The organism is Microbacterium sp. GW821-FHT01D02 (assembly GCF_059422585.1).
Map to the genome: position 1 here is coordinate 1,538,362 of NZ_JBWKXB010000001.1, position 24,501 is coordinate 1,562,862.

Below are 24,501 nucleotides of genomic sequence, written 5' to 3' on the forward strand. Positions count from 1 at the left end.
AGAAGACACATGACTGAACAGTCCCGCCCGAAGGTGCTCATCACCGCTCCGTTCGACGCCGCGATCGCCGACTCCCTCGCCGACGCCTTCGACGTCACGCTGGTCGACCCGACCATGGACGGCGGATCGCTCGCGGACCGCGGGGTCGACGAGTCGCTCGCCGCGGCGGACGTCGTGATCGCCGAGCTCGACGTCGTCGACGAGGCGGCCCTCGCCAAGGCGCCCGACCTCAAGGCCGTCGTGTCGTGCCGCGCCAAGCCGGCGAACGTCGACCTCGACGCCTGCACGGCGCGCGGCATCCCCGTCTTCACCACTCCCGGTCGCAACGCCGGCGTCACGGCCGACCTGAGCTTCGCACTGCTGCTGGCCACCGTGCGCAAGGTGAGCGAGTCCGAGCGCTGGCTGCGCGCGGGCAACTGGAGCGAGCGCGACGTGTTCGAGCCGTACGAGATCTTCCGCTCCATCGGCCTCGACGGCCGCACGCTCGGTGTCCTCGGCGGCGGGGCCGTCGGGCGTCGCATGGTCTCCCGCGCCCGGGGCTTCGGCATGACCGTCAAGGTGTACGACCCCTTCCTCGCCCCGGATGCGTTCGGGGACGAGGCCAGCGTGGTCTCCCTCGACGAGGTGCTCTCCACGTCGGACATCGTCACGGTCCACGTGCCCCTGATGCCGGAGACCGAGGGCCTGCTGGGTGAGCGCGAGCTCGCGCTGCTGCGCCCCGACGCGTTCCTGATCAACGCCGGCCGCGCGGCCATCATCGACGAGCAGGCCCTGATGACCGTGCTGCGCGAGCACCGGATCGCCGGCGCCGGATTCGACGTCTTCTACGAGGAGCCGCTCCCCCGCGACCACGAGCTGTTCACGTTCGACGACGTCACGATGACGCCGCACATCGCGGGGGCGTCCGACGACGTCATCGTCGAGCACTCGCGCATCGCCGCCACCGCTCTGCGCGCCTGGCTCGCCGGTCAGCGGGTCCCCGGCACCGCGAACGAGAAGGCGCTCGCCGCCGCGGGCTAGGACGTCCTCCGGGAGGCGGATCGCGCGCCGGCGTGTGGTCCGCATCCCGCGTGCCGTCAGCTGAGCAGGGCGGTGACGGTGTTCGAGTCGGTGACGAGCATGTTGACCATGCCGCTGGCGAGGGCCGCCCGCACGGCCTCCACCTTCGCCGCGCCCGCGGCGATCGCCAGGCGGTGCGGGATCGCGCGGAGCTGGTCGAGGTCGAGTCCGACGACGCGTGCATCGAGCTCTCCGCGCACCGGCGCTCCGGAGGCGTCGAAGAACCGACCGCCGATGTCGCCGATCGCGCCGGCTTCGAGGAGTGCGGTGCGCTCGTTCTCGCTCAGCGACCCGAACAGGAGTCCGCGGGTGTCGTGGGTGCTGCCGATGCCCGCGATCAGAGTGGTCGCCTCCGCGGCGCGCGCCAGCACATCGCGCACGCCCGGATCGGCGTAGGCGCTCTCGGCGGCCTGCGGTGTCGCGGCGACGAGCGGTGCCGGCAGGTGGAACGCCGAGCCGTCCGTCCGCTGTGCGAGCGCGATGGTCAGCTCGTGCGGGTTGGCGCCATGGGCGAGTCCGCTGCTCGACCCGGTGAGCGGCACGAAACGGGCGCCCAGCGCGCGGGCCGGGAACGCCTCCACCACCGCGGCCACCGCGGTGGAGAGACCCATCGCGACGGTGGTGTCCTTCTCGATGACGCTCGCGAGCGCCTCGGCGCCCACCGTGGCCATCGCCCTCGACGCCTTCGCGGGGTCGTCGACGCTCGGGGCGATCCAGGCCTGACGCAGCCCGAAGCGGTTGAGGAGGGCCTGCTCCTCGGCGGCGAAGAGCGATTCCTCCACGTGCACGATGATCTCGACCATGCCGGAGTCGCGGGCCTCGGCGAGGAGCCTCGTCACCCGGACGCGGGACAGACCGAGCGCGTCGGCGATCTCCTGGTGCGTGAGCCCCAGCTCGTAGTACATGCGCGCCACGCGACCCATCAGCATGCTGAACATCCTCCCATGCCGCCTCGTCCGGCCGCCGTCCGCCCTGCTTGACAATTGCGCGACTCATGCCCAAGATGGCCATGGGCATTCGTTCACGTCGCTGAACAAATGTACACCACTACCCCGAAATCTCTACGCGCTCAACGAGGAGACACCCATGGTCACCCCCGCAACACCTCCCGTCGAAGGACGTTTCGCGCGCCTTCTCAGTTCGCAGGGCATCTCCCGCCCCATCGCCTGGGGCTTCGTCGCCCTGACGATCTTCATGATCGGAGACGGCATCGAGGCCGGCTTCCTCTCCCCGTACCTCGACGAGCGCGGGTTCGACGGCAGCCAGATCGCCCTGCTCTGGTCGGTCTACGGCATCGTCGTCGCGGTCGCCGCCTGGCTGAGCGGTGCGCTCGCCGAGGCGTGGGGCCCCAAGCGCGTCATGATGCTCGGCTTCGGCATCTGGGTCGTCTTCGAGGTGCTCTTCCTCGTCTTCGGCGTGATGGGCGGCAACTTCGAGATCATGCTCCTCGCCTTCGGCATCCGCGGGCTCGGCTACCCGATGTTCGCCTACGGATTCCTGGTGTGGGTCACGATCGACACCGACGAGAACGTGATGGGTCGCGCCGTCGGCTGGTACTGGTTCTTCTCCACGCTCGGCCTCGGCGTGCTCAGCTCCTACTTCGCCGGCGCGGTCATCCCGATCATCGGAGAGCTGGCCACGCTGTGGATGGCGCTCGCGTTCGTGGTGGTCGGCGGACTGATGGTCCTGGTGCTGCTGCGCAACCCGGTCACGAAGAAGGTCACCGTCGCGAACAGCGTCAAGGGCGTCGTCAGCTCCCTCACCATCGTCGCGACCAACCCGAAGGTCGGCGTCGGCGGCGTGGTCCGCATCATCAACACCCTCTCCTTCTACGCGTTCGTCGTCTTCCTCACCACGTACATGGTCCGTGACGTGGGCTTCGACCTCGCCCAGTGGCAGATCATCTGGGGCACGATGCTCGCCGCGAACGTCGCCGCGAACCTCCTCTCCGGCTACCTCGCCGACTGGATCGGCCGCGTCAACGTCGTGGCCTGGGCCGGCGGCATCGGCTGCTTCGTCACCGTCCTCGCGCTCTTCTACGTCCCCACGCTGATCGGTCCGAACTTCTGGATCACGATCGCGATCGCCATCGTCTACGGCCTCGCGCTGGGCATGTTCGTGCCGCTGTCCGCGATCGTCCCGCTGCTCGCACCGAAGAACAAGGCCGCCGCGGTCGCGATCCTGAACCTCGGCGCCGGCCTCAGCCAGTTCATCGGCCCGGTCATCGCCGGTCTCGCCGCACCCGTCGGCATCGAGGGCACGGTCTGGATCATCGCCTCGCTCTACCTGGTCGGCTTCGCCCTGACGTTCCTGCTGAAGGCGCCGAAGGACGCGGGCGACGTCGTGACGGCGAACCCCGCTCCGTCCGCCGTCAGCGCCTGACATCCCCCTCACCCCACCCCGAAAAGGAGTCGCTATGACCACGCGTGTGGAATCCCTCGTCGAAGAACTGATGGCCGTCGGCGCCGACATCGTCGCCCGCGGACTCGCCCTCGCCTCCGGAGGCAACATCTCCGCCCGCATCGACGAGGACACCTTCGTGGTCACCGGCTCCGGCACCTGGCTCGACAGGCTCACGCCCGAGGACTTCTCGGTCATGAGCCTGTCGGGCGAGGTGATCAGCGGCTCCGCGAGCCCCTCCAGCGAGTGGAAGCTGCACCAGCGCAGTTATCAGACGCGCACCGACGTGAACGCGGTGGTGCACGTGCACCCCCAGCACGCCGTGCTGCTCAACGCGCTCGGACACGACGTGCGCCTGATCACGCTCGACCATGCGTACTACGTCCGCTCGGTCGGGACCACGCCGTACTACCCGAACGGCTCCGACGAGCTCGCCGACTCCGCCGCGGAGCAGGCCGCGCATCACGACTGCATCATCATGGGCCACCACGGCTGCTCCGCACTGGGCGACTCGGTGAGCATGGCGTTCCGTCGGGCGCTCAACCTCGAGGAGGCCGCCACCGCGACCTACCGTGCCCTCCTCCTCGGCGACACCGAGACCGCCTTCCCCGCCGAGGCGCTCGCCGCCCTGCACCACGCCTGAACAAGGAGCCGTGATGACGACCGCCCCCACGCACATCACCATCGATCCCGACATCAGCGAGGCGACCAAGCGCTTCCTCGCCCAGCCTCCGCGGCTGCTCATCGACGGCGAGCTCGTCGAGGCGCACTCCGGTCGCACCATCGACATCGTCGACCCGGGCACGGGTGCGGTCATCGCCCGTTCGGCAGCCGCGGACGCGGTGGACGCCGACCGCGCGGTGCAGGCCGCCCGCCGCGCCTTCGCCCCCGACGCGCCCTGGCGACGCATGAGCGCCCTCGACCGCGGCCGGATCATCCTGCGGCTCGCCCGCCTCCTGGAGGAGCGCGCCGACGAGTTCGTCGAGCTCGAGGTGCTCGACGGGGGCAAGCTCAAAGGGGCGGCGGCATCCGTCGATCTGCCCCTCGCGATCAACCACTTCGAGTACTTCGGCGGATGGCCGTCGAAGATCGAGGGCAACACGATCCCCGTGTCGATCACCGACGCGATGGTGCGCACCGAGCGCGTTCCGGTCGGCGTCGTGGCCCAGATCGTGCCGTGGAACTACCCGCTCCTCATGGGGGTATGGAAGATCGCGCCGGCACTCGCCGCCGGCTGCACCATCGTCATGAAGCCCGCCGAGAACACGCCGCTCTCGCTCCTGCGCCTGGGCCAGCTCGCGCTCGAGGCGGGCATGCCGAAGGGCGTGCTGAACATCCTCACCGGCTACGGCGCCGAGGCCGGCGAGGCGCTCGTCGACCACCCCGACGTCGACAAGGTCGCCTTCACCGGCTCCACCGCGGTCGGCACCCGCATCGCCCAGCGCGCGGCCCCCATGGTCAAGCGCGTGACGCTCGAGCTCGGCGGCAAGAGCCCGAACATCATCTTCGACGACAGCCCCGTCGAGGAGGCAGCGGCGGCCGCGGCCAGCGCGATCTTCTTCAACGCGGGCCAGGCCTGCGCCGCCGGGTCGCGCCTCTACGTGCAGAAGCGCTCCTACGACGACGTCGTGGGCCGCCTGGCCGACATCGCCTCGTCCATGACGGTCGGCCACGGCTTCGACCCGTCCGCGCAGATCGGTCCGGTCATCTCCACCCGTCAGCACGAGCGGGTGCTCGGCTACATCGACGGCGCCCAGGAGCAGGGCGCGACGGTCGCTGCCGGCGGGTCCGCGTTCCCCGATGCCGCGATCCCGGGCGGGTACTACATCCGCCCGACGGTCCTGACGGATGTGGACGACACCTTCGCCGCCGTGCGGGAGGAGATCTTCGGACCCGTCGTCGTGGCGCAGCCGTTCGACGACATCGACGAGATCGCCCGCCGTGCGAACGACTCTCCCTACGGTCTCGCGGCGGGCATCTGGACGCGCGACATCACAAAGGCGAACCGCCTGGCCGGGCTCCTGCAGGCGGGCACGGTGTACATCAACATGTACGGCGCGACCGATGCGGCGGCTCCGTTCGGCGGGTTCAAGATGTCGGGCTACGGCCGCGACATGGGCCACGCCAACCTGGAGTCGTACCTGGAGACGCGTACCGTCTGGACGAACCTCGGGCACTGACCCCGGCGGGACCCGCCGGGCTCGACCCGGCGGGTCTCCGACCTGCGGTGTGCGACCGCGTTCTGGCGTGACTCGGCGGCGTCTGCGAGGGTGGATCGCAGGATCTGTCCCCGACCGACGGAGCGGTGAGTGATGAGTCGACCGGAATCGCCGGCGATCGCGGTGGAAGGTGCTGCGCCTCGCTGGTCGCGCTGGTGGCTGGCATCCGGGTCGCTCTTCCTCGTCTCCGCCCTCCTCGCCGTCTTCCGCAGCCTTCCCGGTGCGCTCGACGGCGGAGCGCTCAGCCTGCTCGCGACGACGACGACCGCGGCGTTCAGCCTCGCGCTCGCCAGTGCGGGAATCGCCGCAGCCCGTCGGCAGGATGCGCTGCGGCTGTCGAGGGGCGCGGTCGTCGCACTGTTCCTCCTCGCGATCTGGGTCTTCGTGGGTCAGCCGCTCCTGACCGCGGTGTTCGACGTCACCTCCGCCGCACCGCTCTTCGTGGACCCGCTCGTGAAGCTGGGTCTGAGCGGAGTGGTGGTCGCCGGAGTGCTGCGCAGCCCGATGCCCACGCCGTGGCGCTACATCCCCGCCATCGCTCTCGCCGCCGTGGTGGCGGGCTCCCTGATGGAGTTCGCGGCGCTGTCGGGGAGCATGTCGGAGATGAGCACGATGTTCCTCGTCTCCAACATCGTGCTCCTCGTCCGCATCCTCGCCGCGGGGGCCCTGGGCGCTGTGGCACTGCGGGCGGCGCGTTCCCGCTCGAGCTCCGTCGTCGTGTTCGGCGGATGACCGGAGCGGGCGCGCCGGCCGTCCTCAGGCGATCGTGACGTAACCGCTCGACGAGTCGTCCTCCACGAGGACATAGGAGAGGACGTCGTCCGCGTGTGACGGCGTCTGGCGCCACACGCGCTCGCGGCCCTCGGCGGCGTAGTCGAGCACGATCCACTCGGGCGCCGTCCCTTCGCGCCGGGCGACCACGTAGGACGTGCATCCGAGGCCGCCGGATCCGAGCCGGGCGACGAACTCATCGGCAGCCACCCGAGGCGGCGGTGTGAGGGACAGCTCGGCGGATCGGATCCGCAGGGTCACGTCCCCGCGCGCCTCCCGCCTCTTCATGCGGATCTCCCGGCGCGGACGCCGAGCTCGCTGGTGCTCTGCAGCCCGTGGGCGTCGAGGTACGCACGGATCGCGTCGTGGACGAGGCGGATCTGCGCCTCGTTCCCCATGGCCGCCTGCATCGCGCCCATGGATGGTGCCGGCTTGCCGTCGACGCGTTCGAGCGCTTCCCAGACGATGTCCTCGCGCGAGCCGCGGCCCATCGAGTGCGGCATCGAGCTGAACACCGGGCTGGGCTTCCAGCCGGATCGGGTCTCCTCCATCAGCGATTCCTCTCTTCTCTCGCCGGTGGCAGTCGGATGCGGGGTGCACACGATCCTGCGCGATGGCGCGCAGAACACCGCTCTGGGGCGACAAGCCCCCGATGAACGGCGCGCCATCTGCCGGCCGGATGCCTCCCGTGCGGATGCCGTCTGCGACGAGCTGAGGAGGGATGATCCGGCCGTCCGGTTCCCTCCGACCGTACCACGTTATTTTGAGTCATTCAAAATAACGGACGAGTGGATGGCGCGGAGAAGGCCCGGCCCTCCAGGAGCCGGGCCTCGTGCGGCGACGTCAGGAGAGGTCGGCGGCGGTCGGGACGACGGTGGCGTAGAGGTCGGCGATGCCCGCGAGGGCCGCGCGATGCAGCTGCTCGGCCGGCACGTCGCCCGCGACGGAGGGGAGCGCTCGCGTCGCGGTGGCCGCGGCGACGACAGTGGGTCGGTTGCCGCGGAGGAACGCGCCCTCCGTCGTGTACGTCACGCACATGTGGGTCATGAACCCGGCGATGACGACGTCCTCATGCCCGGCCGCGTCGACCAGGTCGCCGAGCTCGGTGCCGACGAAGGAGTTCGGCGCCTTCTTGACGACCACCGCCTCCCCGTCGGCCGGGGCGACGCGCTCGTGGATCGCGCCGATGTCCTCGCGGATGTCGTACGCCGATCCGGCACCGCCGTCGTGCTGCACGTGGATCACGGTCGCGCCGGCCGTGCGGGCTCGCGCGAGGAGGTCGGCGGCGGCGTCGAGCGCAGCGTCCCACCCCTCGAGCTCCATCTCGCCCCGGGTGTACGTGTTCTGGAAGTCGACGAGCACGACGGTCGAGTTCGCGAGCGTCGCCGGGGTGTCGACGACGCCGCTGAGCGTGCGGAGTGTGGCTGAGGTGGTCATTCCGGGTGTCCTCTCTCGGGGGTCGTCAGTAGTCTGGTTGACCCGAACACATCTGAACAGGTGATTTCGGGTCACGACCCGTCGAGATCGGCTCGGAGGGTCAGGAAGGAAGGCGCATGGCCGCTCCGCGTGTGACCGTGATCGCGGTGGAGGGAATCAGCCCGTTCCATCTCTCCGTCCCCTCGCTGGTGTGGGGCGGGGAGACGCCGGTCGGCGAGATCGACCCGTGGCCGATCCGGGTCGCGGCGCTCCGGGCGGGGACCCTGCGCACCTCGGCCGACTTCGACATCGATGTCCGTCACGGGCTGGAGGCCGTCCGCGGGGCCGACGTGGTGGTCGTCCCGTGGTGGGGCGAGCCGGGGAGCGCGGCGCCGGACGAGCTGTCCCTCGCCCTGCGGGACGCACGCGACGAAGGCGCCGAACTGGTCGGACTCTGCCTGGGCGCGTTCCCCCTCGCCGACAGCGGGGTGCTCGACGGCCACGCGGCGACCACGCACTGGAAGTGGGCCGACGTCTTCCGGCAGCGCTTCCCCCGCGTGGCCCTGGAGCCGGAGGAGCTGTACATCGACGAGGGGCGGATCATCACGGGCGCCGGCGCCACCGCGGGCATCGACGCCTGCCTGCACCTGCTCGCCCGCAGAGAGGGTCAGCACGTCGCGAACCGTGTCGCCCGGAGGATCGTCGCACCGCCGCACCGTGCCGGCGGGCAGGCGCAGTTCATCGAGCGGCCGATCCCCGAGAGCGGAGGAGACCCGGTCGCCGACGCGATGCGCTGGGCGGCGGCGAACCTCGAGACCGACCTCTCCATCGACGTCCTGGCTGTTCGCGCGCACCTGAGCCGCAGCTCCTTCACCCGCGCCTTCCGTGCCCGTACGGGATCGACGGTCGCGAAGTGGGTGCTCGCGCAGCGGCTCGCCGCGGCCAGGGAACTGCTCGAGACCACCACGCTGCCGATCGACGCCGTGGCCGCGACGACCGGGTTCGGCGGCGCCGCGCTCTTCCGCCAGCACTTCGGGCGGGCGTTCGGCGCGACTCCGAGTCAGTACCGGTCGGCCTTCCGCGCGCCCTGATCCCCTGGGTGCGGGAGTGACCTCGCACCCGGCATGACGAAGGCCCGGTCCTCAGCGGACCGGGCCTTCGTCGCCATCCCGCGTCAGCCGCGCGGTGCGTCGTTCCAGGACCAGATGTCGTCCCCGCGCAGGACGGCGTCGGCGCCGCCGTCGCAGTAGATGGTCTGACCGGCCATGTGCGTGTTCGCCGGGCTCGTCAGCCACACCAGGAGCTCGGCGATGGACGAGGCGGGCTGGTGGTAGTTCAGCGGCATCGGGACCGCCGCGTCGACCTGCGCGAGACCTTCGGGGCTCGCGAGCAGACCCGCGGTCATCGCCGTGGTGACCGTGCCCGGGGCGACGGCATTGAGCGGGATGCCGGCGCCGGCCCAGGCCGGGGTGACGGATTCGCGGCGCACCCAGCGCGACAGCGCGCGCTTGCTCGACGAGTAGTTGAGGAATCCGGCCTCGGGGGTGGTCGCGAGCTGGTCGCCGATCGACAGCGCCAGCGTCTCGTCGCCGCTCAGGGCGGCGTCGACGAGCTCGGGCGAGACCGGCTGCAGCGACGCCATGGACGACACCACGGCGGCGCGCGGCTGGTCGGCGAGGCTCAGCGTCGGCAGAAGCGCCTCCAGGAACTCGGTCACGCCGAAGTAGTTGATGGCCATCGTCTTGGAGATCGGCGCGGCGATGCCGGCGCACGCGATGACCGCGTCGACCGTGCCGCCGGCGGCCGCGACGGCGGCATCCGCAGCCGCCTTGCGGCCGTCCGGGGTCGACAGGTCGCCTTCGACCTCGGTGCCGGCGAGGTCGACGCCGATCACGGTGTGGCCCTGCGTGCGCAGCAGCTCGGTGGTGGCTGCACCGATGCCGGAGGCGGCGCCGGTGACGATGTACGTGCGTGTCATGTTTCCTCCTTGGGGGTGGCGACGTCGGTGGAGACGCCGTGAGACGGCTGCGTGCTCGTGCGGGAAAGGGCGGCGACGAATCGCGTGAGCTGCGCCTGGAACTGCTCGACCTCACGCGCATCCCAGCCGTCCAGCGCGTCGTCGACCATCCGATGTCCGGCGGCGACCAGGCGTGCGTAGGCCTGGTCGCCGGCATCCGTCAGCCGCACCTCGACCGTGCGTCCGGAGCGGACCCGATCGACGATGCCCTGCGCCTCCAGCCGGGAGACCAGCTTGGACGTGGTCGGGCGCGACATCGATCCGCGCTCGGCGAGCTGTCCGAATCCCATCGCCCCGCCGTTGAGGCCGAGGAGGTACACCGCGCGGATGCCGGTGGGGTCGAGCGCGACGCCGACGCCTTCCGCGACCAGCGCCTGCACGTCGCTCTCGGTCCATTCGGATACGACCCGGACGAGCGCGACATGGATGCCTGCGACACCGTCTGCGACCGTCATGTCGCCAGTCTACGCCTTTAGTTGCCTGAGGCAACTGTGCGAGTCGGGGTCTCCGATTCGGCCGCGGCTGCCGGACGCCGGGGGATCCAGCAGGAGACGGTCGCGCGGTAGGCGCGGAACTCCGACCCGAACCGCTCCTCCAGGTCTGCTTCCTCGAGCGGCCGCACCAGCGTGTTCCAGACCAGGGAGCCGGCGAGGGCGTAGACGACCACGAGCCACGAGCCCGCGATCAGGCCGATCGCCACACCCTGTCCGATCCCGCCGACCGCCATCGGGTTGCGGACGAACCGGTACGGGCCGGAGATCACGAGCCGGCGCGGCATCTCCGAGGGCAGCGGGGTCCCGGCGCCGCGCACGGACATCGCCGCCGACGACCACAGCGACAGGGCGAGTGCGGCGGCGAACAGGACCACCCCTCCGATGCGCAGGGCGGCCGGGAAGTCCAGGTGCAGCCCCCAGCGCAGTTCCAGCGCCAGGATGATGCCGGGGATCACGATGAGGAAGATCCCCGAGAACACGAGGGTCTGGACCGCGGCCTTCGTGACGAGGGCTCCGGTCGTGGTCGGCGCTGCCGGGCGGAAGCGGAACGGACCGATCAGCAGCCACTCCGAGGGCAGTCGTCCCACGAGCACGACGATCCCGGCGGCCGTCGAGCCGGCTGCTGCCGCCACCATCAGCAGAGCGCCCCACCCCGCGGTCGCCGTCACCGTGGCGTACAGGACCATGCCGGCCGCGACGAGCATCGTCCAGGGCGCCACGATCCAGGCGACGAACCGGAGCCCGCAGGCGACCAGTGCGGAGGCGATCACGAACAGCGGGATGTCCAGTACGGCCAGGAGTCCGACGTCGAGCGTGCCCAGCGTCGCGGATCGCACCCAGGGAAGAGTGAACACCCCGACCCACCAGGCCGCACCCGCGAGCGCCTGGGCGGCGAAGTACACGCGTCCCCACGTCACGGCGCGCGTCGCGGCATCCGTCCCGGCCGAGTTCGCCGGTCGCCGGGTCGCCTCCATGCGGCCAGTCTAGGTCGGCCGCCCGCTCCCCCGAACAGGCGGCCGCACCCTCAGCTGAACAGGACGACCAGGTACACGGCGAACGTCACCAGGTGGGCGGCGCCGTGCATCGCGGTGACCCGCTTGGCGGCGAAGGTCGTCACCGAGAGCAGCAGCGTGACCCCGAGCATGAGAAGGTTCGCCGGCGACTCCGCGAGAACCACGGTCTGACCCGTGAACATCCCGATGATCAGCACCGCGGGGATCGTGAGGCCGACCGTGGAGACGAGCGCACCGTGGCAGAGGTTGTTGACCCGCTGAGCCTCTCCCCCCAGCGCGGCGCGCACAGCCGTGATCGACTCCGGAAGGAACACGATGCCCGCGATGAGCACACCCGCGAGGGCGACCGGGGCGCCGAGGCGACCCAGGCCGTCGTCGAGCAGCGCCGCCATGTCGTGCGACAGCAGCACGATCGGGATGACCGTGACCACCAGCAGCGCGAGGCGGACGAGGACCTCCGTGCGGTGCTCGGCCAGCACCTGGCGGATCCCGCCGGTGGACTCCGCCTTCTCCTGACGCTGTGCGCTCTGCAGCAGACGCGGGTCGACCTCGGTGAAGTCGCTCGCCTGCGCACCCATCTGCCGGTAGAGGAAGAACGCGTAGAGCACCAGCGTCAGGATGATGATCGGGATCTCCTGCGCGGTCGTGTACGAGCCGTCCGTGCCGATGAGGGCGGGGAGGCCGAACGCGAGGGCGACGAGCACCACCAGCATCGACAGGTACGCCGAGGTGCCGGTCCGGTTGTGCGCCATGCCGCGATGACGGAGTCCGCCGAGCAGCAGAGCGAGTCCGATGACGAGGTTCAGGATGATCATGGCGACGGCCATGACCGAGTCGCGCGCGATGGTCGCGTGCTCGCCCGGGCCGAGCATGACCGCCGAGATCAGGATGACCTCGATCAGCACGATCGACAGCGTCAGGACCAGTGAGCCGTAGGGGTCGCCGAGCCGGTGCGCGAGGGCTTCGGCCTGCTTCACGACGCCGAACGCGCACACGAGGATCACGGCGATGATGACGCCGAGCGCGATGATGAGGACCGGGGCGGGCACGGGGGGCTCGAGCACCGGGTGGAGAAGGAGGAGCGCCGCGAAGGCACCCCATCCCAGGACGACGCGGACGACGTCGGTGACGCCGATCAGCTGCTTCAGTTCCGTGCGTGACATCGCCGGACTCCTTCGAGGTGGGGCCGTCCCCGAATGAAAACGACGTCCGGGTCGTCCCGGACGCAGCGCTGTGTCAGCGCACTGCATCTGATGGTACGCGGTCGATGCCGATGGGTGACCCCGGCTTCGACGGCGGTGACGTCACTCCTGGGCGGAGGAGTGGGAGAGCGCGTGGATGTAGCGTTCCACGTCGCGGCGGAAGGCCGTCTCGCGGTGTCGACGACGCTCGACGCAGGCCCACTGCGCGGTGGCCCAGACGAGGAAGCCCGCGGAGAGCACGAGCTCGAGCCAGATCCCTCGAGCTCCGACGGAGAGCGCCGCAGCGCTGACCATCGTGAACGCGACGATGCACAGCGCGAGTGTGGCGCGGGCGGCCCGAGGTTCACGGGAGACGACCCAGAAGGGCCAGGCGGACGGATGGTTCACGGGAGACTCCCCTCGGGGTCGTCCCCGGTCTGTCTCGCCGCCGGAGGTCGTCCTCCGTCGTGATTCCACCATCCAGGGTAGCAAATCGGTGCCGTTCCGTCTCGGGCCCCCGGACTCGCGCAGGCCGTCACGTTCTCTGGTAGCTTGGCGGCAGGTTCACCTCACGAACCTGCGGACGAGGGCGCAGTACCCGCAAAGCGACAAGACTGACCAGAAGGTCGTCTCGTGTTGCCCTGTGCGTGTGGAATCGCCCCGCATCCTCCTCGCCGTCCCTCGCGGACGCCTCTTCTTCGCGCGTCGCGACCACCGCTCCCCCGGTGCCGTCCGACGATGCGCTCCCTGCTGCCTGCCGTCCGTGAACTCCCTGGCCCCCACGACCGAAGAGGATCGCACCATGTCCCGTGAGTCCCCGACTCTCGACCAGACGGCCCCGAAGAAGTCACCGCCCCTCGGCGGACGCTTCGTCGGCGCCGCCTCGAACTACATCGACGAGCGCACCAGCGTCTCCGGCCTTCTCAAGGAGCTGAGCCGGAAGGTCTTCCCCGACCACTGGTCGTTCATGCTCGGCGAGATCGCGCTGTGGGCGTTCGTGGTGGTGTTCATCTCCGGCACGTTCCTCACTTTCTTCTTCCAGGCCTCGATGGTGCCGACGCACTACACCGGTGCCTACGCCCCGATGCGCGGGATGGAGATGACCGCGGCCTTCGACTCGGCGCTGCGGATCTCGTTCGACATCCGCGGCGGGCTCCTGGTGCGCCAGATCCACCACTGGGCGGCGCTCGTGTTCGTGGCCGGCATCGGCCTCCACATGCTGCGGGTGTTCTTCACGGGCGCGTTCCGCAAGCCTCGCGAGCTCAACTGGGTGATCGGGTTCATCCTGTTCATCCTGGCGATGGCCGAGGGCTTCACCGGGTACTCGCTCCCGGACGACCTGCTCTCCGGCAACGGCCTGCGCATCATCGACGGGATGATCAAGGGTCTCCCGCTGATCGGCACCTGGACCTCGTTCATGCTGTTCGGCGGCGAGTTCCCCGGAACCGACATCATCGGGCGCCTGTACACGCTGCACATCCTCATCCTGCCGATGCTCGTCATCGCGCTGATCGTCGTGCATCTGATGCTGATGATCATCAACAAGCACACGCAGTTCGCGGGACCGGGCCGCACCAACGACAACGTCGTGGGCTACCCGATGATGCCGGTGTACGCGGCGAAGATGGGCGGGTTCTTCTTCATCGTCTTCGGTGTGATCGTGGTGCTCGGCACGTTCTTCCAGATCCTGCCGTTCTGGATCTACGGGCCGTACGACCCCTCGCCGATCTCGGCGGGAACCCAGCCGGACTGGTACATCGGCTTCGCGGACGGTGCCCTGCGACTGGCGCCTCCCAACTGGGACGTCGTGATGTTCGACCGCACCTGGTCGTTCGGCATCATCGTGCCGGTGGTGGTGATGGGCCTGTTCATCGTGACGGTCGCGATCTACCCCTTCCTCGAGGCGTGGATCACGGGCGACAAGCGCGAGCACCACATCGCGGAGCGTCCGCGCAACGCCGCCACCCGTACGGCGATCGGCGTCGCCGGCATGATCTTCTATGCCGTGCTGTGGGCCGCGGCTTCCTCCGATCTCATCGCGACGCACTTCATGCTCACGATGGAGGGCGTCATCCACTCCCTGCAGGCGCTGCTTCTGATCGGCCCGCTGAGCGGCTACTTCGTCACGAAGCGCATCTGCATCGCGCTGCAGAAGAAGGACCGTGAGATCGTGCTGCACGGCTTCGAGTCCGGCCGCATCGTGCGTCTCCCCGGCGGCGAGTTCGTCGAGGTGCACCAGCCGGTCGACGAGTACGACCGGTGGAAGCTCATCGACGTCGAGAGCTACGAGCCCCTCGTGGTGCGTCCGAACGCGAAGGGCCGCATCCCCTGGACGGAGAACGTGCGCTCCGCCGTCTCCCGCTGGTTCTTCGAGGACCGCCTCGTCCCTCTCACGCAGGCCGACATCGATGCGGCCGACGCGCACGGCGGCCACGGGCACCAGGAGGAACAGGTGGAGGGCGGACCCACGGCCGAGGTGGCGGGCAGCGGGAATGCCGAAGGTCGACAGGACTGATCGGCGGCGCCCGAGTGCGGCGTTCGGACTGTGCGTGTCCGGCGTCGCGCTCGGGTTCCTCCTCGGGGGCTTCCAGGGCGCATTCGGGGTCTTCCTCGTCGCCGTCGGCATCATGGCGGTCCGCGGATCCCGGACGCGGAGGGCTTCCATTCCGCGAGCGGCATGCGACTTCGTCCTGCGGGGGACGGACGAGCAGCCGATCGCCACGATGCTGTTCCGGCTGCGCGATGACACAGACGGGATGAGGGAGCACCTCCGGGCGCACGGCTGGAGCCTCCTCGAACCTCCCCACGACGGACCGCTGACTCCCGTGCGTGGGGTCGGAGTCGAGTTCCGCGGCGACCGGATTCTGGTGGTTCATGATGTGCGCGGCATCCGTCCTCACGAGACCCTCATCGCCGATCAGCTGAGTGGGCTTCCCGCGAACTGGGGGCGCGCCGCCGAGGAATCGGGCTACGTCCTGCTCCTCGTCGACGACGGCGGAACCGCGTCCGCGACGGCGTCCGGTGTCGGGGCGTATGCGCTCCTGCAGGGTGCCCACCTGTCTGCCTGAGGGGCGTGCAGACGTGGGTGCGCTCGGGGTGTCCGAGGGATCCTCGACCGCCCTTCGGTGGCCTTTCCGGACGCGAATAATTTCCCGGTCACAGAGAAATTTGACTTCCCTGGGGTTCTCGCTATGGTCGGAGGTTACGCCAGCCACCGAAGGGGAAGCGAGTAACCATGTCCGGAAAGTCCATCCAGGGTCGCGACAGCAAGAAGGCGCCGCAGCTCACTCTCAAGGAGAAGCGAGCAGCGAAGCGCGAGAAGAACGCACCAGACGAGTTCCTCAAGCCCCGCAAGGGCGCGAAGGGCTGAGCGGACTCGGCCCCGGCGGGTGCATCGCTGCGCACTGCGCACCGCACCCGCCGGCGCGGCCTCAGCGGAAGACGCGCGTGATGCCGCTCTCGATCTGCGCCAGCTGGATGAAGATGACGAAGCGGTGGAGCGGCTTCAACGCAAACCGAAGGAATCGGCGGCCCCGACGGGGCCGTGCGGTCTCCCAGGTGAGGGTCACCCGGAGCTGCATGCCGCCGGCGGCATGTTCGAGACTGAAGGCCACGAGTCGCGGGTTCGATCGTGCCGCGTCGGGGCGGGTGAATCGCCACTGGACGCCGACCCGCTCCTCGCGGTGCACGAGGTGGACCCGCTGGCGCAGGAACTCCGCCTTGACCGGGATCGGCTTGCCGTCGGGTGTCGTGGTCGCCGTCGTGGCATTCCAGGTGTCTGTCGTCGAGTCGTCCCCGTCGATCGCCGCGATCCCCTGATCCCACTCCGGGATGCGGGTCGCCGACGAGAGCAGCGCCCAGAAGTCGTCCAGCGTCGCCGGGACGAAGATCGAGCGCGAACCGGTCAGTGCCGCCGCATCGGGTGAGTCCCGCTGCGACAGGCGGAGTCGCTGCACCTCATCCAGCCGCGATGTCAGGGCCTCAGGATCGACGTCGAGCCGGTGCAGGACCTCGGCGATGAGCCCGCTCGGCTCAGAGGTCAGCGAGCGCAGCACGGCCGCGGAGTCACCGACACGATCCCCGGTCGACGCGTCCTTCAGGACCGCGAGTGCGCGATCGGTCAACTCGTAGCCCGTGGTCTCGTGGAAGACGATGCGCCCGGGCCCGTCGGCGCCGGATGTCACTCCGACGAGGTCGAGCTGCGCGGAGTGCTGCGCCGCCACGGCCGCGCGCGCCGCCTCCAGGCCGACACCCATGCTGCGCAGCACCTGCCCGCCGGTGTCGGGATCGATCGTCAGCGCGAGCAGGAGGTGATCGATGTCGGCGTCGCGGACGCCGAACCGGGACGCCTCCTCCATGGATGCCAGGGAGAGCGTGTGCATCGTGGCGGCGGCCCGGGTGAATCGGCTCATGAGTTCCGCCGGGGCACGACGATGGTCGGATCGATGCGCTTCGCGTGCTTCTTGTGCACGGCCTGACGCGACACTCCCAGAGCGTCGGCGATGGACTGCCAGCTCATTCCCGCCCGCAGTCCGGCCTCGACCTGCCGGAGCTCGAGCCTGTCAGCGAGGGTGCGGAGGGAGGCCACGGCACGGAGCCCCGCTCGCGGATCGGTCGTGTCCGCGGCGATCTGCGCGACGTCGAGGGATTCCATGCTGTCAACCTAGGTTGCTCGGCCGATCCTTGTCAACCTGGGTTGCTCATTTCGGGCGCCTCTCCCCCGGTGCTGCAGGCGTCCCGGTCAGGCGGTCCCCGCGCGCATGAAGTCCTCGGCCTCCCGCACCTGCTGGTCCGACGGACGGATGCCGGTGTAGAGGACGAACTGCTCGAGCGCCTGCAGCGTGGCGACCTCGGCGCCCGTGATCACCGTCTTGCCGGCCGCGCGCCCCGCGGCGATCAGGGGTGTCTCGGCAGGGAGCGCGACGACGTCGAACACCACGCGGGCAGCGTCGATGGCCTTCTCCGAGAACGACAGCGCATGCTCCTCCGCCCCGCCGGCCATGCCGATCGGGGTGACGTTCACGATGATGTCGGCGCTCGCGTCCCCGACGTCGGCTCGCCAGGCGTAGCCGTACAGATCGGCCAGGGCGCGGCCGCCGGTCTCGTTCCGGGCGACGATCGTGACGCGCGTGAAGCCGGCGTCGCGGAACGCGGCCGCGGTGGCCTTCGCCATGCCGCCCGAGCCGCGCAGCAGCACGGACGCCGCCGGGTCGAGGCCGGCACGCTCGATCAGCTGCGCGATGGCGGAGTAGTCGGTGTTGTACGCCGTGAGCACGCCGTCGTCGTTCACGATGGTGTTGACCGAGTCGATCGCACTCGCAGACGCGTCCATCCGGTCGACCAGCGCGATCACGTCCTCCTTGTACGGCATCGAGATCGCGCAGCCGCGAATGCCGAGTCCGCGCACGCCCGCGATCGCCAATCCCAGGTCGGTCGGCGCGAACGCCTTGTAGATCCAGTTCAGTCCGAGCGCCTCGTAGAGGAAGTTGTGGAAGCGGGTGCCGTTGTTGCTCGGCCGTGCCGACAGCGAGATGCACAGCGTCATGTCCTTGTTGAGCAGCGTCACGGCAACAGGTTACTCGGGAGTCTGTCGGGATACCTCGACGAGATGGCCGAAACCCGCCGGTGCGCGGGCAGACGTCCCGCCAGCATGGGAACCGAACATCTCACCGACGAACCCGGAGGGGGCGGGCATGACCCGAGTGACCGAGAAGCCCACGCCGACCAGGGGAGGCGGAGTGCTGGTGCAGTTCGTCCTGCTCGCCCTCACCTGGGGAGCGAGCTTCCTGTTCGTCGCCATCGCGCTGGAGGGGCTGTCGCCGGCGCAGGTCGTGCTCGGAAGGCTGGTGACCGGAGCCGTGGCCCTCGCGGTGATCTGCCTCGTCGGGCGTCATCGCCTGCCGCCGTTCGGCCGGATCTGGGGGCACCTGCTCGTCGTCGGGCTGCTCCTCTGCGTCGTCCCGTTCCTGCTCTTCGCCTGGGCGCAGCAGGACATCTCGTCCGGGCTGGCGAGCATCTACAACGCCACGACGCCGCTCATGACGATGCTGGTGTCGCTGCTGGCGCTTCGGGAAGAGCGCCCGACGCGGGATCGCACCCTCGGCATCATCGTCGGATTCCTCGGCGTGCTGATCGTGCTGGGGCCGTGGAACGGGCTCGGCGGCGGAACGGCGCTCGCACAGCTGGCCTGCCTCGGCGCGACCGCCAGCTATGGAGCGGCCTTCGTGTATCTGCGCCGGTTCGTCTCGCCGCGCGGTCTCGCCGCGATCCCGGTCGCGACGGTGCAGGTGGGGCTCGGGGCGGTGGTGATGCTGGCCATCGCGCCGGCGGTCGCGATCACGCCGGTGCCGCTGTCGGTGCCGGTCGTGCTGGCCGTCCTCGCCCTCGGAGCGCTCGGAACGGGACTCGCCTACGTCTGGAACACGAACATCGTGGGCGCCTGGGGTGCGACGAACGCCTCGACCGTCACCTACCTGACCCCTGTCGTCGGCGTGGTCCTCGGCGTGATCGTGCTCGCGGAGCAGGTCTCCTGGAACGAGCCCGTCGGCGCCCTGATCGTGGTCCTCGGCATCGCGATCACGCAGGGGCAGCTGCACCGCCGGGTCTGAGCGGGGCCGATCGGTCGCGGATTCGGGGGAGAGGGGCACCGGAGTCGCCTCCGGGCTGTGTGCCCTGTCTCCACCCGAAACCTGCGATCCTCGCGGGATCAGTCCCCGACCTTCGCCGAATCCACCCCGTGGACCATGGTCCGTGGCGGAATCGTTCATCCTCCCCTATGGTGAAGGTGCATGCACAAGGGGATCGATCGTCCCCGTCTCTCCCCAGGAGACGGCAGCCTTCCCCAGAGGCAAGACGATCCGTGCATGCGATTGGGCCCTCTCGAGTAGTTCAGTCCCCAATGGGCTACTCGAGGGGGCCGCTCTCGTCATTCTCCCACCGATTTTCGGATTTGTCCCCCAAAAGGGGGACAAGCGCTCCGAAAAGGAGCTAGGCTGTTTCTGACGCACCCTCCGGTCGTCTTCGGCCCTCATCGCTCCCCCCGCGGTGAGGGCCACACCATTTTCCGGGCGCTTCGTCCGCCGGCCCGCGCGAATCCCGCTGTATGACGGCCGTGTGCCGCTCATGCAACATTTGGATTACCTTCTGCCCGCGGCTATTCCCCTCGGGGCCTCCTCCACTAGCGTTAGCGATGTCGGGGCATCCCTGCGTCGGCTTTTTACCCAGCAGAACAGGCAGTACATGAGCACCCAGGGCACGGTTAAGTGGTTCAACTCGGAGAAGGGCTTCGGCTTCATCTCCCCCGACGACGGAGGCGCTGACGTCTTCGCGCACTACTCCGCCATCCAGTCATCCGGCTACCGGTCTCTCGAAGAGAACCAGCGAGTCGAGTTCGATGTGGCGCAGGGCCCCAAGGGCCTGCAGGCTGAGAACATTCGCCCCGTCTGAGACGGGCGAGACACAGGACTCCCCGACCGGATCGCGTCGTCGACGCGCCATCCGGCGGGGAGTCCTGTGCTTTCGGCGGTCTTCGGCGCGGGAGCGCGCTGATCATCGTGGTCCGTCGACGCGGACGATCATGCGCCCGGGCGTCAGCCGAGCAGCAGTGCGCGCAGGTCGTCGACGGACGCGACGCGGAACGCCGCCTCGTCTCCTTCGTGCGAGTCGCTGAAGCCCCATTCGACGAAGATCACGGGCACGCCGTTCGCATTGCCGCCCTCGACGTCGTGGTGTCGATCCCCCACGAGCACCGGGCGGGAGACATCGGCGCCGAGCTCGCGGAGGCGGCGGAGCGCCTCGGCCACGATGTCGGTCTTCGACGCGAGCGTGGACTCGTCCGGCGTCGCGCCGACGGTCGTCAGGAATGCGGGGCGGAGACCGAAGTGATCGACGAGGGCGTCGACCTGGTTCTCCGGCTTGGAGCTGGCCGTCGCCTGCGGCACCCCGGCGGCGTGGAGGTCGTGGATGAGCTCGGTCACTCCGGGGTAGGTCGCGACGTCGGTGGTGTACCCGTCGGCCTTGCCGAGCGTGCGGTAGAACGCCACCGCCTCCGCGGACTCCTCCGGGGTCATGCCCGCCTGGTCCTGGAAGGACTGGAACATGGGCGGTCCGATCCAGTGCACCAGCTCCTCGCGCGTGGGCGCCGGGTGGCCGAAGTGGGTCAGCGCGACGTTCAGCCGACGGAGGATGCCGACGGATGCATCGATGATGGTGCCGTCGACGTCCCACAGCACGCAGGAGTAAGGGGAGTGGGGCATGCCTCCAGCCTATGGGGCCGATCGAGGGTGACCGCTCTTCCTGCACAGGTGTGCACGGGAGAACGTTCTGCACACCTCATGTGACCACCCCCCTGTCCACATATAAGGTCGTGACAACGACGGATCTGCGGGCGAGAATGGGGGCATGTACGTGTCGGTGGAAGTCATCACGATGCTGGCGACAGCGGTGACGCTGCTCGTGGCGATCATCGGCGGATTCGGCTGGATGATCAATCGGATGGACGCGCGTTTCGATGCGCAAGACGTGAAGAACGAGGCGCGCTTCGCCCGCGTGGATGAGCGATTCGACCGCGTGGATGAGCGATTCGACCGGGTGGAGGAGCGATTCGCGCGACTGACCGAGGCGGTCGATGGCTGCCGGCTCGAGATCACCGAGGTGAAGATCGCGGTCGCACGCCTCGAGGGGCCGATCCCGCGGCTGATGACCGTGCGCTGACCGGCGTCTGCGTCTGACCGGTAGAGGCTCAGAACAGCCGGGGGATCCCCGACTCGATGCCCTTCATGTCGTCGTAGTCGAGCACCAGGCAGCGGATGCCGCGATCCTCGGCGAGAACACGCGCCTGGGGCTTGATCTCCTGGGCGGCGAAGACACCCTGCACGGGGGAGAGGTGCGGGTCGCGGCCCAGCAGCTCGAGGTAGCGGGTGAGCTGCTCGACGCCGTCGATGTCGCCGCGGCGCTTGATCTCGACCGCGATGGCGGCGCCGTCCGCATCGCGCACCAGCAGGTCGACCGGACCGATCGCGGTCGGATACTCGCGGCGCACGAGGGTCGCGCCCTCCGAGATGCGGTCCACCTGCTCGGCGAGCAGGCGCTGCAGGTCGGCCTCGACGCCATCCTTCTGCAGCCCGGGGTCGACGCCCAGCTCGTGCGAGGTGTCGTGGATGATCTCGTAGATCTGCACGCGCAGGGCGTCACCGGTCTTCTTGTGCGTGACGCGCCAGACCTCGACGACGCCGGCGCTCGCCTCCTCCTCGCCGGGCTCTTCGCTCGACAGGGTGCACGGCGGGCTCATCCAGTTCAACGGCTTGTAGCTGCCGCCGTCGGAGTGCACGAGCAGACTCCCGTCTCCCTTGTGCACGAGCAGACGCGTGGCGAGCGGGAGATGGGCATTGAGCCGACCGGTGTAGTCGACCGAGCAGCGGGCGATGACGAGACGCACCCGTCGAGCCTACTTCGTCACGGTGCGGCTCCGACGCACACGACCCCATCGTGTGCCGTCACCGGTCGGGAAAGAGCCGAGGGTCTCCCAGAGCGATGCGCGTGCGGGGTCGGGGCGACGGGGCCTCAGCTCTCCTGGCCTCCGCGCACCGGCGTCTTCTCGTCCTCGCGCAGGGGACGGGCGGCGCCGGAGAACAGTCCGGAGAGCACCACGAGTCCGACCAGGATGAACAGGGTGTTCAGCAGGCCGATGTGCTCGCTGATGACTCCGAGCACCGGAGGGCCGCCGAGGAACGAGATGTAGCCGATCGTCGCCGCCGCGCTGACCCGGGCCGCGGCCTTGACGGGATCATCGGCCGCTGCCGACATGCCGAGCGGGAACCCGAGCGAGGCGCCGACACCCCACAGGGCCGCTCCGACGAGCACGAGGGGGAACGTCGGCGCGAGGATGAAGAGGAGAATGCCGGAGGCCGCCGCGACGGCGAGGATGCGCAGCACCAGGACGCGTCCGAACCGGTCGACCAGCGGACCGCCGAACAGTCGCACCACCGTCATGCCGACGGAGAACACTGCGAGGGAGACCGCTCCGGTGCCCTCGCCGAAGCCGTGGCCCTGCTCGGTGCCGAGAGCGATCCAGTCGTTCGCGCCGCCCTCCGCGAAGGACATCCCGAGCATCACCGTGCCGAGCAGATAGGTGCGCGGCTCACGCCAGGCCTCGAGTGCCGTGTGCATCCGCGCACGGAACGGCGGCTTCTCGTGATCGGCGGGGTCGAGCGCCGCCTCGCGCGTGGGCACCTGGAAGAAGCAGACCACCGCGATCACGGCGATCAGTGCGCCCATGAACGCCGCATGCGTGGCGACGTCGATCGAGAGGTGGGCGGCGAGGGCGCCGACGCCCGCGCCGATGACCGTGCCGAAGCTGAAGAACGCGTGGAAGACGGGAAGGATCGTGCGGCCCATCTGCTGCTCGATCGCGGTGGCCTCGACGTTCATCATCACGTCCACGCAGCCGTTGCCGAAGCCGAAGAGCACCATACCGACGAGCACGACGGCGACGGAGCCGAACACGGTCGCCCCGAGACCGACGAGGGTGATGCCGGTCGCGAACATCAGCATCGTCAGCAGCATGCCGCGGCGCGCACCCGTACGCGCCATGACGGCGGGGCTCGTCGAGATGCCGAGGATCGACGACACACCCATGCCGAGGAGGATCAGTCCCACCTGCGCATTGTCGAGGTCGAGCGCCAGCTTGATCCCGGGCACGCGCGATGCCCAGGTCGCGATCGAGAGTCCGCTCGCCAGGAAGATGGCGAAGATCGCGGCACGCCAGCGGACGAACTGCGAACGGGTGAGGGCTGCATCCATGTCGGATAGCCTATCGAATCGATTCGATCCACCGGAACGGGAGGGAGCTATCCTCGAAGTATGAGCAGTCAGGAGACGCCGCGTCGGCCCACGATCGCCGACGTCGCGCGCGAGGCGGGAGTGGCGACCTCCACGGCCTCGGTGGTCTTCAGCGGCAAGGCGAAGGTGGCGGCGGCCACCAGGGAGCGCGTGCTCGCCGCCGCGGCCGAACTCGGCTACGCCGGACCAGATCCGCGTGCGGCATCCCTGCGCCGCGGACGCAGCGGCATCGTCGCGGTCGTGCTCGAGGGGCACCTGCGGGCGGCCTTCCTCGACCCCGTGACGACGGCCATGATGGACGGCCTCACCGACGGACTCGCCGAGCTCAGCGCCGGCATCCTGCTCATGCGCGACGAGCCGGGGGAGGACGGCTCCGCGATCGCGAACGCCCCCGTCGACGCGGTCGTGCTGATCGGATGCTCCGGACGCACGCGGGCATCGCTCGAGGTGGTCGTCGGTCGCGGACTCCCGGTGGTCGTGATCGAAGGCGATGCCGGCGACGCCATCCCACGCATCACTCTCGACAACGCCGAGGCCTCCGCCGAGATCGCCCGCCATGTGCGAGACCTCGGTCACCGCGACGTCGCCCTCGTCACGCTTCCGCTCGACAGCGATCGGGAACGCGGGCCCGTCACGCCCGACCGGGTCGCGAACGCGACCGTCGACGTCACGGTCCACCGGCTCGCGGGGACGCGTGAGGTGTTCCCCGACGCTCCGGCCATTTCGGCCGCGGGCAGCCTCATCGACGAGGGCGTCGTCGTGGGGCGGATGCTGCTGGCCGACCCCGTCACGCGGCCGACCGCCGTGCTCGCGCAGAGCGACCTGCTGGCCGTCGGCGTCATCCGTGCCGCGGAGGAGCTGGGGCTGCGCGTGCCGGAAGACCTCTCGGTCGCCGGATTCGACGGCATCGCGCTGGACGGTCTCGGCGACCTCACGCTCACGACCAGCGTGCAGCCGGCCGTCGAGAAGGGCCGGGCGGCCGGAGAGCAGGTGGCGCGCATGCTGCGCGGCGAGCCCGGTCTCACGCAGCACCTCACCTGCCGGTTCCGCGCCGGCACGACGACCGCCCGCGCCGCGCGCTGAGCGGATCCT

28 protein-coding genes and 1 riboswitch are annotated in these 24,501 nt (G+C 69.7%); of the genes, 13 read left to right on the forward strand and 15 right to left on the reverse strand.

Annotated elements, in window-relative coordinates; all coding sequences use genetic code 11:
* Positions 1-9 precede the first annotated feature (9 nt).
* Positions 10-1,020 carry an NAD(P)-dependent oxidoreductase gene (locus tag AC07VM_RS07630; protein ID WP_494910570.1) on the forward strand — a complete coding sequence of 337 codons (1,011 nt, stop codon included), beginning with the start codon at positions 10-12 and terminating at the stop codon, positions 1,018-1,020.
* A gap of 56 nt (positions 1,021-1,076) precedes the next feature.
* Here AC07VM_RS07630 and AC07VM_RS07635 read toward each other — a convergent pair whose 3' ends face one another.
* Positions 1,077-1,988, reverse strand: coding sequence for a sugar-binding transcriptional regulator (locus AC07VM_RS07635; protein ID WP_267416637.1), 912 nt, complete (start codon positions 1,986-1,988; stop codon positions 1,077-1,079).
* Positions 1,989-2,145: 157 nt separating this feature from the next.
* Here AC07VM_RS07635 and AC07VM_RS07640 point away from each other — a divergent pair, with 157 nt between their 5' ends.
* The 4 genes from AC07VM_RS07640 to AC07VM_RS07655 all read left to right on the forward strand — a co-directional run bounded on the left by AC07VM_RS07640 (position 2,146) and on the right by AC07VM_RS07655 (position 6,410).
* Positions 2,146-3,441 carry an MFS transporter gene (locus AC07VM_RS07640; RefSeq protein WP_267416638.1) on the forward strand — a complete coding sequence of 432 codons (1,296 nt, stop codon included), beginning with the start codon at positions 2,146-2,148 and terminating at the stop codon, positions 3,439-3,441.
* A 34-nt stretch (positions 3,442-3,475) separates the two neighbouring features.
* The gene (locus AC07VM_RS07645; RefSeq protein WP_494910571.1) at positions 3,476-4,102 is read left to right on the forward strand and encodes a class II aldolase/adducin family protein; all 627 of its coding nucleotides are present in this window, start codon (positions 3,476-3,478) and stop codon (positions 4,100-4,102) included.
* 13 nt (positions 4,103-4,115) lie between these two features.
* A complete protein-coding gene (locus AC07VM_RS07650; RefSeq protein WP_267416640.1) occupies positions 4,116-5,639 on the forward strand; it encodes an aldehyde dehydrogenase family protein in 1,524 nt (507 codons plus the stop codon).
* 132 nt (positions 5,640-5,771) lie between these two features.
* Positions 5,772-6,410: a hypothetical protein gene (locus tag AC07VM_RS07655; protein WP_494910572.1), complete on the forward strand. Its 639-nt coding sequence runs from the start codon at positions 5,772-5,774 to the stop codon at positions 6,408-6,410.
* Positions 6,411-6,434: 24 nt separating this feature from the next.
* Here AC07VM_RS07655 and AC07VM_RS07660 read toward each other — a convergent pair whose 3' ends face one another.
* The 3 genes from AC07VM_RS07660 to AC07VM_RS07670 form a co-directional block, all read right to left on the reverse strand.
* Entirely contained in the window at positions 6,435-6,710 is a 276-nt protein-coding gene (locus tag AC07VM_RS07660; RefSeq protein ID WP_494910573.1) for a hypothetical protein, read from the reverse strand.
* A 23-nt stretch (positions 6,711-6,733) separates the two neighbouring features.
* Positions 6,734-7,000 carry a hypothetical protein gene (locus AC07VM_RS07665; RefSeq protein WP_494910574.1) on the reverse strand — a complete coding sequence of 89 codons (267 nt, stop codon included), beginning with the start codon at positions 6,998-7,000 and terminating at the stop codon, positions 6,734-6,736.
* 292 nt (positions 7,001-7,292) lie between these two features.
* On the reverse strand, positions 7,293-7,886 hold the full coding sequence (locus AC07VM_RS07670) for an isochorismatase family protein (RefSeq protein WP_494910575.1): 594 nt from the start codon (positions 7,884-7,886) through the stop codon (positions 7,293-7,295).
* Positions 7,887-8,002: 116 nt separating this feature from the next.
* Here AC07VM_RS07670 and AC07VM_RS07675 point away from each other — a divergent pair, with 116 nt between their 5' ends.
* Complete coding sequence (locus tag AC07VM_RS07675) at positions 8,003-8,956, forward strand: GlxA family transcriptional regulator (RefSeq protein ID WP_494910576.1); 954 nt, start codon at positions 8,003-8,005, stop codon at positions 8,954-8,956.
* 83 nt (positions 8,957-9,039) lie between these two features.
* On the opposite strand, the gene AC07VM_RS07680 is transcribed toward AC07VM_RS07675, so the two are convergent.
* The 5 genes from AC07VM_RS07680 to AC07VM_RS07700 form a co-directional block, all read right to left on the reverse strand.
* Positions 9,040-9,843 (reverse strand): SDR family oxidoreductase, encoded by an 804-nt coding sequence (locus AC07VM_RS07680; RefSeq protein ID WP_494910577.1) that lies wholly within the window; start codon positions 9,841-9,843, stop codon positions 9,040-9,042.
* Complete coding sequence (locus AC07VM_RS07685) at positions 9,840-10,337, reverse strand: MarR family winged helix-turn-helix transcriptional regulator (RefSeq protein WP_267416656.1); 498 nt, start codon at positions 10,335-10,337, stop codon at positions 9,840-9,842. Before AC07VM_RS07685 ends, AC07VM_RS07680 begins: the two co-directional genes overlap by 4 nt.
* 17 nt (positions 10,338-10,354) lie before the next feature.
* Positions 10,355-11,350: a methyltransferase family protein gene (locus AC07VM_RS07690; protein ID WP_494910578.1), complete on the reverse strand. Its 996-nt coding sequence runs from the start codon at positions 11,348-11,350 to the stop codon at positions 10,355-10,357.
* 50 nt (positions 11,351-11,400) lie between these two features.
* Positions 11,401-12,552, reverse strand: coding sequence for a calcium:cation antiporter (locus AC07VM_RS07695; protein ID WP_494910579.1), 1,152 nt, complete (start codon positions 12,550-12,552; stop codon positions 11,401-11,403).
* Positions 12,553-12,693: 141 nt separating this feature from the next.
* A complete protein-coding gene (locus AC07VM_RS07700) occupies positions 12,694-12,978 on the reverse strand; it encodes a hypothetical protein (RefSeq protein ID WP_267416659.1) in 285 nt (94 codons plus the stop codon).
* 149 nt (positions 12,979-13,127) lie between these two features.
* A riboswitch (guanidine-III (ykkC-III) riboswitch) is annotated at positions 13,128-13,193 on the forward strand.
* A gap of 179 nt (positions 13,194-13,372) precedes the next feature.
* Here AC07VM_RS07700 and qcrB point away from each other — a divergent pair.
* From qcrB to AC07VM_RS07715, 3 genes are all read left to right on the forward strand, one after another.
* Positions 13,373-15,085, forward strand: a complete 1,713-nt coding sequence (gene qcrB / locus AC07VM_RS07705; RefSeq protein ID WP_494910580.1) for a cytochrome bc1 complex cytochrome b subunit — start codon at positions 13,373-13,375, stop codon at positions 15,083-15,085.
* Between the two features lie 34 nt (positions 15,086-15,119).
* A complete protein-coding gene (locus tag AC07VM_RS07710) occupies positions 15,120-15,638 on the forward strand; it encodes a hypothetical protein (protein ID WP_494910581.1) in 519 nt (172 codons plus the stop codon).
* A gap of 167 nt (positions 15,639-15,805) precedes the next feature.
* Complete coding sequence (locus AC07VM_RS07715) at positions 15,806-15,940, forward strand: hypothetical protein (RefSeq protein ID WP_267416662.1); 135 nt, start codon at positions 15,806-15,808, stop codon at positions 15,938-15,940.
* A gap of 61 nt (positions 15,941-16,001) precedes the next feature.
* Here AC07VM_RS07715 and AC07VM_RS07720 read toward each other — a convergent pair whose 3' ends face one another.
* The 3 genes from AC07VM_RS07720 to AC07VM_RS07730 all read right to left on the reverse strand — a co-directional run bounded on the left by AC07VM_RS07720 (position 16,002) and on the right by AC07VM_RS07730 (position 18,136).
* Positions 16,002-16,982: an SRPBCC family protein gene (locus AC07VM_RS07720; RefSeq protein ID WP_494910582.1), complete on the reverse strand. Its 981-nt coding sequence runs from the start codon at positions 16,980-16,982 to the stop codon at positions 16,002-16,004.
* Complete coding sequence (locus AC07VM_RS07725; protein WP_267416664.1) at positions 16,979-17,224, reverse strand: hypothetical protein; 246 nt, start codon at positions 17,222-17,224, stop codon at positions 16,979-16,981. Before AC07VM_RS07725 ends, AC07VM_RS07720 begins: the two co-directional genes overlap by 4 nt.
* Before the next feature lie 87 nt (positions 17,225-17,311).
* On the reverse strand, positions 17,312-18,136 hold the full coding sequence (locus AC07VM_RS07730) for a shikimate 5-dehydrogenase (RefSeq protein WP_267416665.1): 825 nt from the start codon (positions 18,134-18,136) through the stop codon (positions 17,312-17,314).
* 127 nt (positions 18,137-18,263) lie between these two features.
* On the opposite strand from AC07VM_RS07730, the gene AC07VM_RS07735 reads away from it, so the two are divergent.
* Positions 18,264-19,178, forward strand: a complete 915-nt coding sequence (locus AC07VM_RS07735; RefSeq protein WP_494910583.1) for a DMT family transporter — start codon at positions 18,264-18,266, stop codon at positions 19,176-19,178.
* A gap of 631 nt (positions 19,179-19,809) precedes the next feature.
* Positions 19,810-20,016, forward strand: a complete 207-nt coding sequence (locus tag AC07VM_RS07740; RefSeq protein WP_017203899.1) for a cold-shock protein — start codon at positions 19,810-19,812, stop codon at positions 20,014-20,016.
* Between the two features lie 143 nt (positions 20,017-20,159).
* Here the strand turns inward: AC07VM_RS07740 and AC07VM_RS07745 are convergent, their stop codons facing one another.
* Entirely contained in the window at positions 20,160-20,825 is a 666-nt protein-coding gene (locus tag AC07VM_RS07745; RefSeq protein WP_494910584.1) for an HAD hydrolase-like protein, read from the reverse strand.
* Positions 20,826-21,024: 199 nt separating this feature from the next.
* Here AC07VM_RS07745 and AC07VM_RS07750 point away from each other — a divergent pair, with 199 nt between their 5' ends.
* The gene (locus AC07VM_RS07750) at positions 21,025-21,282 is read left to right on the forward strand and encodes a response regulator (RefSeq protein WP_494910585.1); all 258 of its coding nucleotides are present in this window, start codon (positions 21,025-21,027) and stop codon (positions 21,280-21,282) included.
* A gap of 28 nt (positions 21,283-21,310) precedes the next feature.
* Here the strand turns inward: AC07VM_RS07750 and nucS are convergent, their stop codons facing one another.
* Positions 21,311-22,006 (reverse strand): endonuclease NucS, encoded by a 696-nt coding sequence (nucS, locus tag AC07VM_RS07755; RefSeq protein ID WP_267416670.1) that lies wholly within the window; start codon positions 22,004-22,006, stop codon positions 21,311-21,313.
* Positions 22,007-22,131: 125 nt separating this feature from the next.
* Positions 22,132-23,370: an MFS transporter gene (locus AC07VM_RS07760; protein WP_267416671.1), complete on the reverse strand. Its 1,239-nt coding sequence runs from the start codon at positions 23,368-23,370 to the stop codon at positions 22,132-22,134.
* A gap of 60 nt (positions 23,371-23,430) precedes the next feature.
* On the opposite strand from AC07VM_RS07760, the gene AC07VM_RS07765 reads away from it, so the two are divergent.
* A complete protein-coding gene (locus AC07VM_RS07765) occupies positions 23,431-24,492 on the forward strand; it encodes a LacI family DNA-binding transcriptional regulator (RefSeq protein WP_494910586.1) in 1,062 nt (353 codons plus the stop codon).
* The last annotated feature ends 9 nt before the right edge of the window (positions 24,493-24,501 follow it).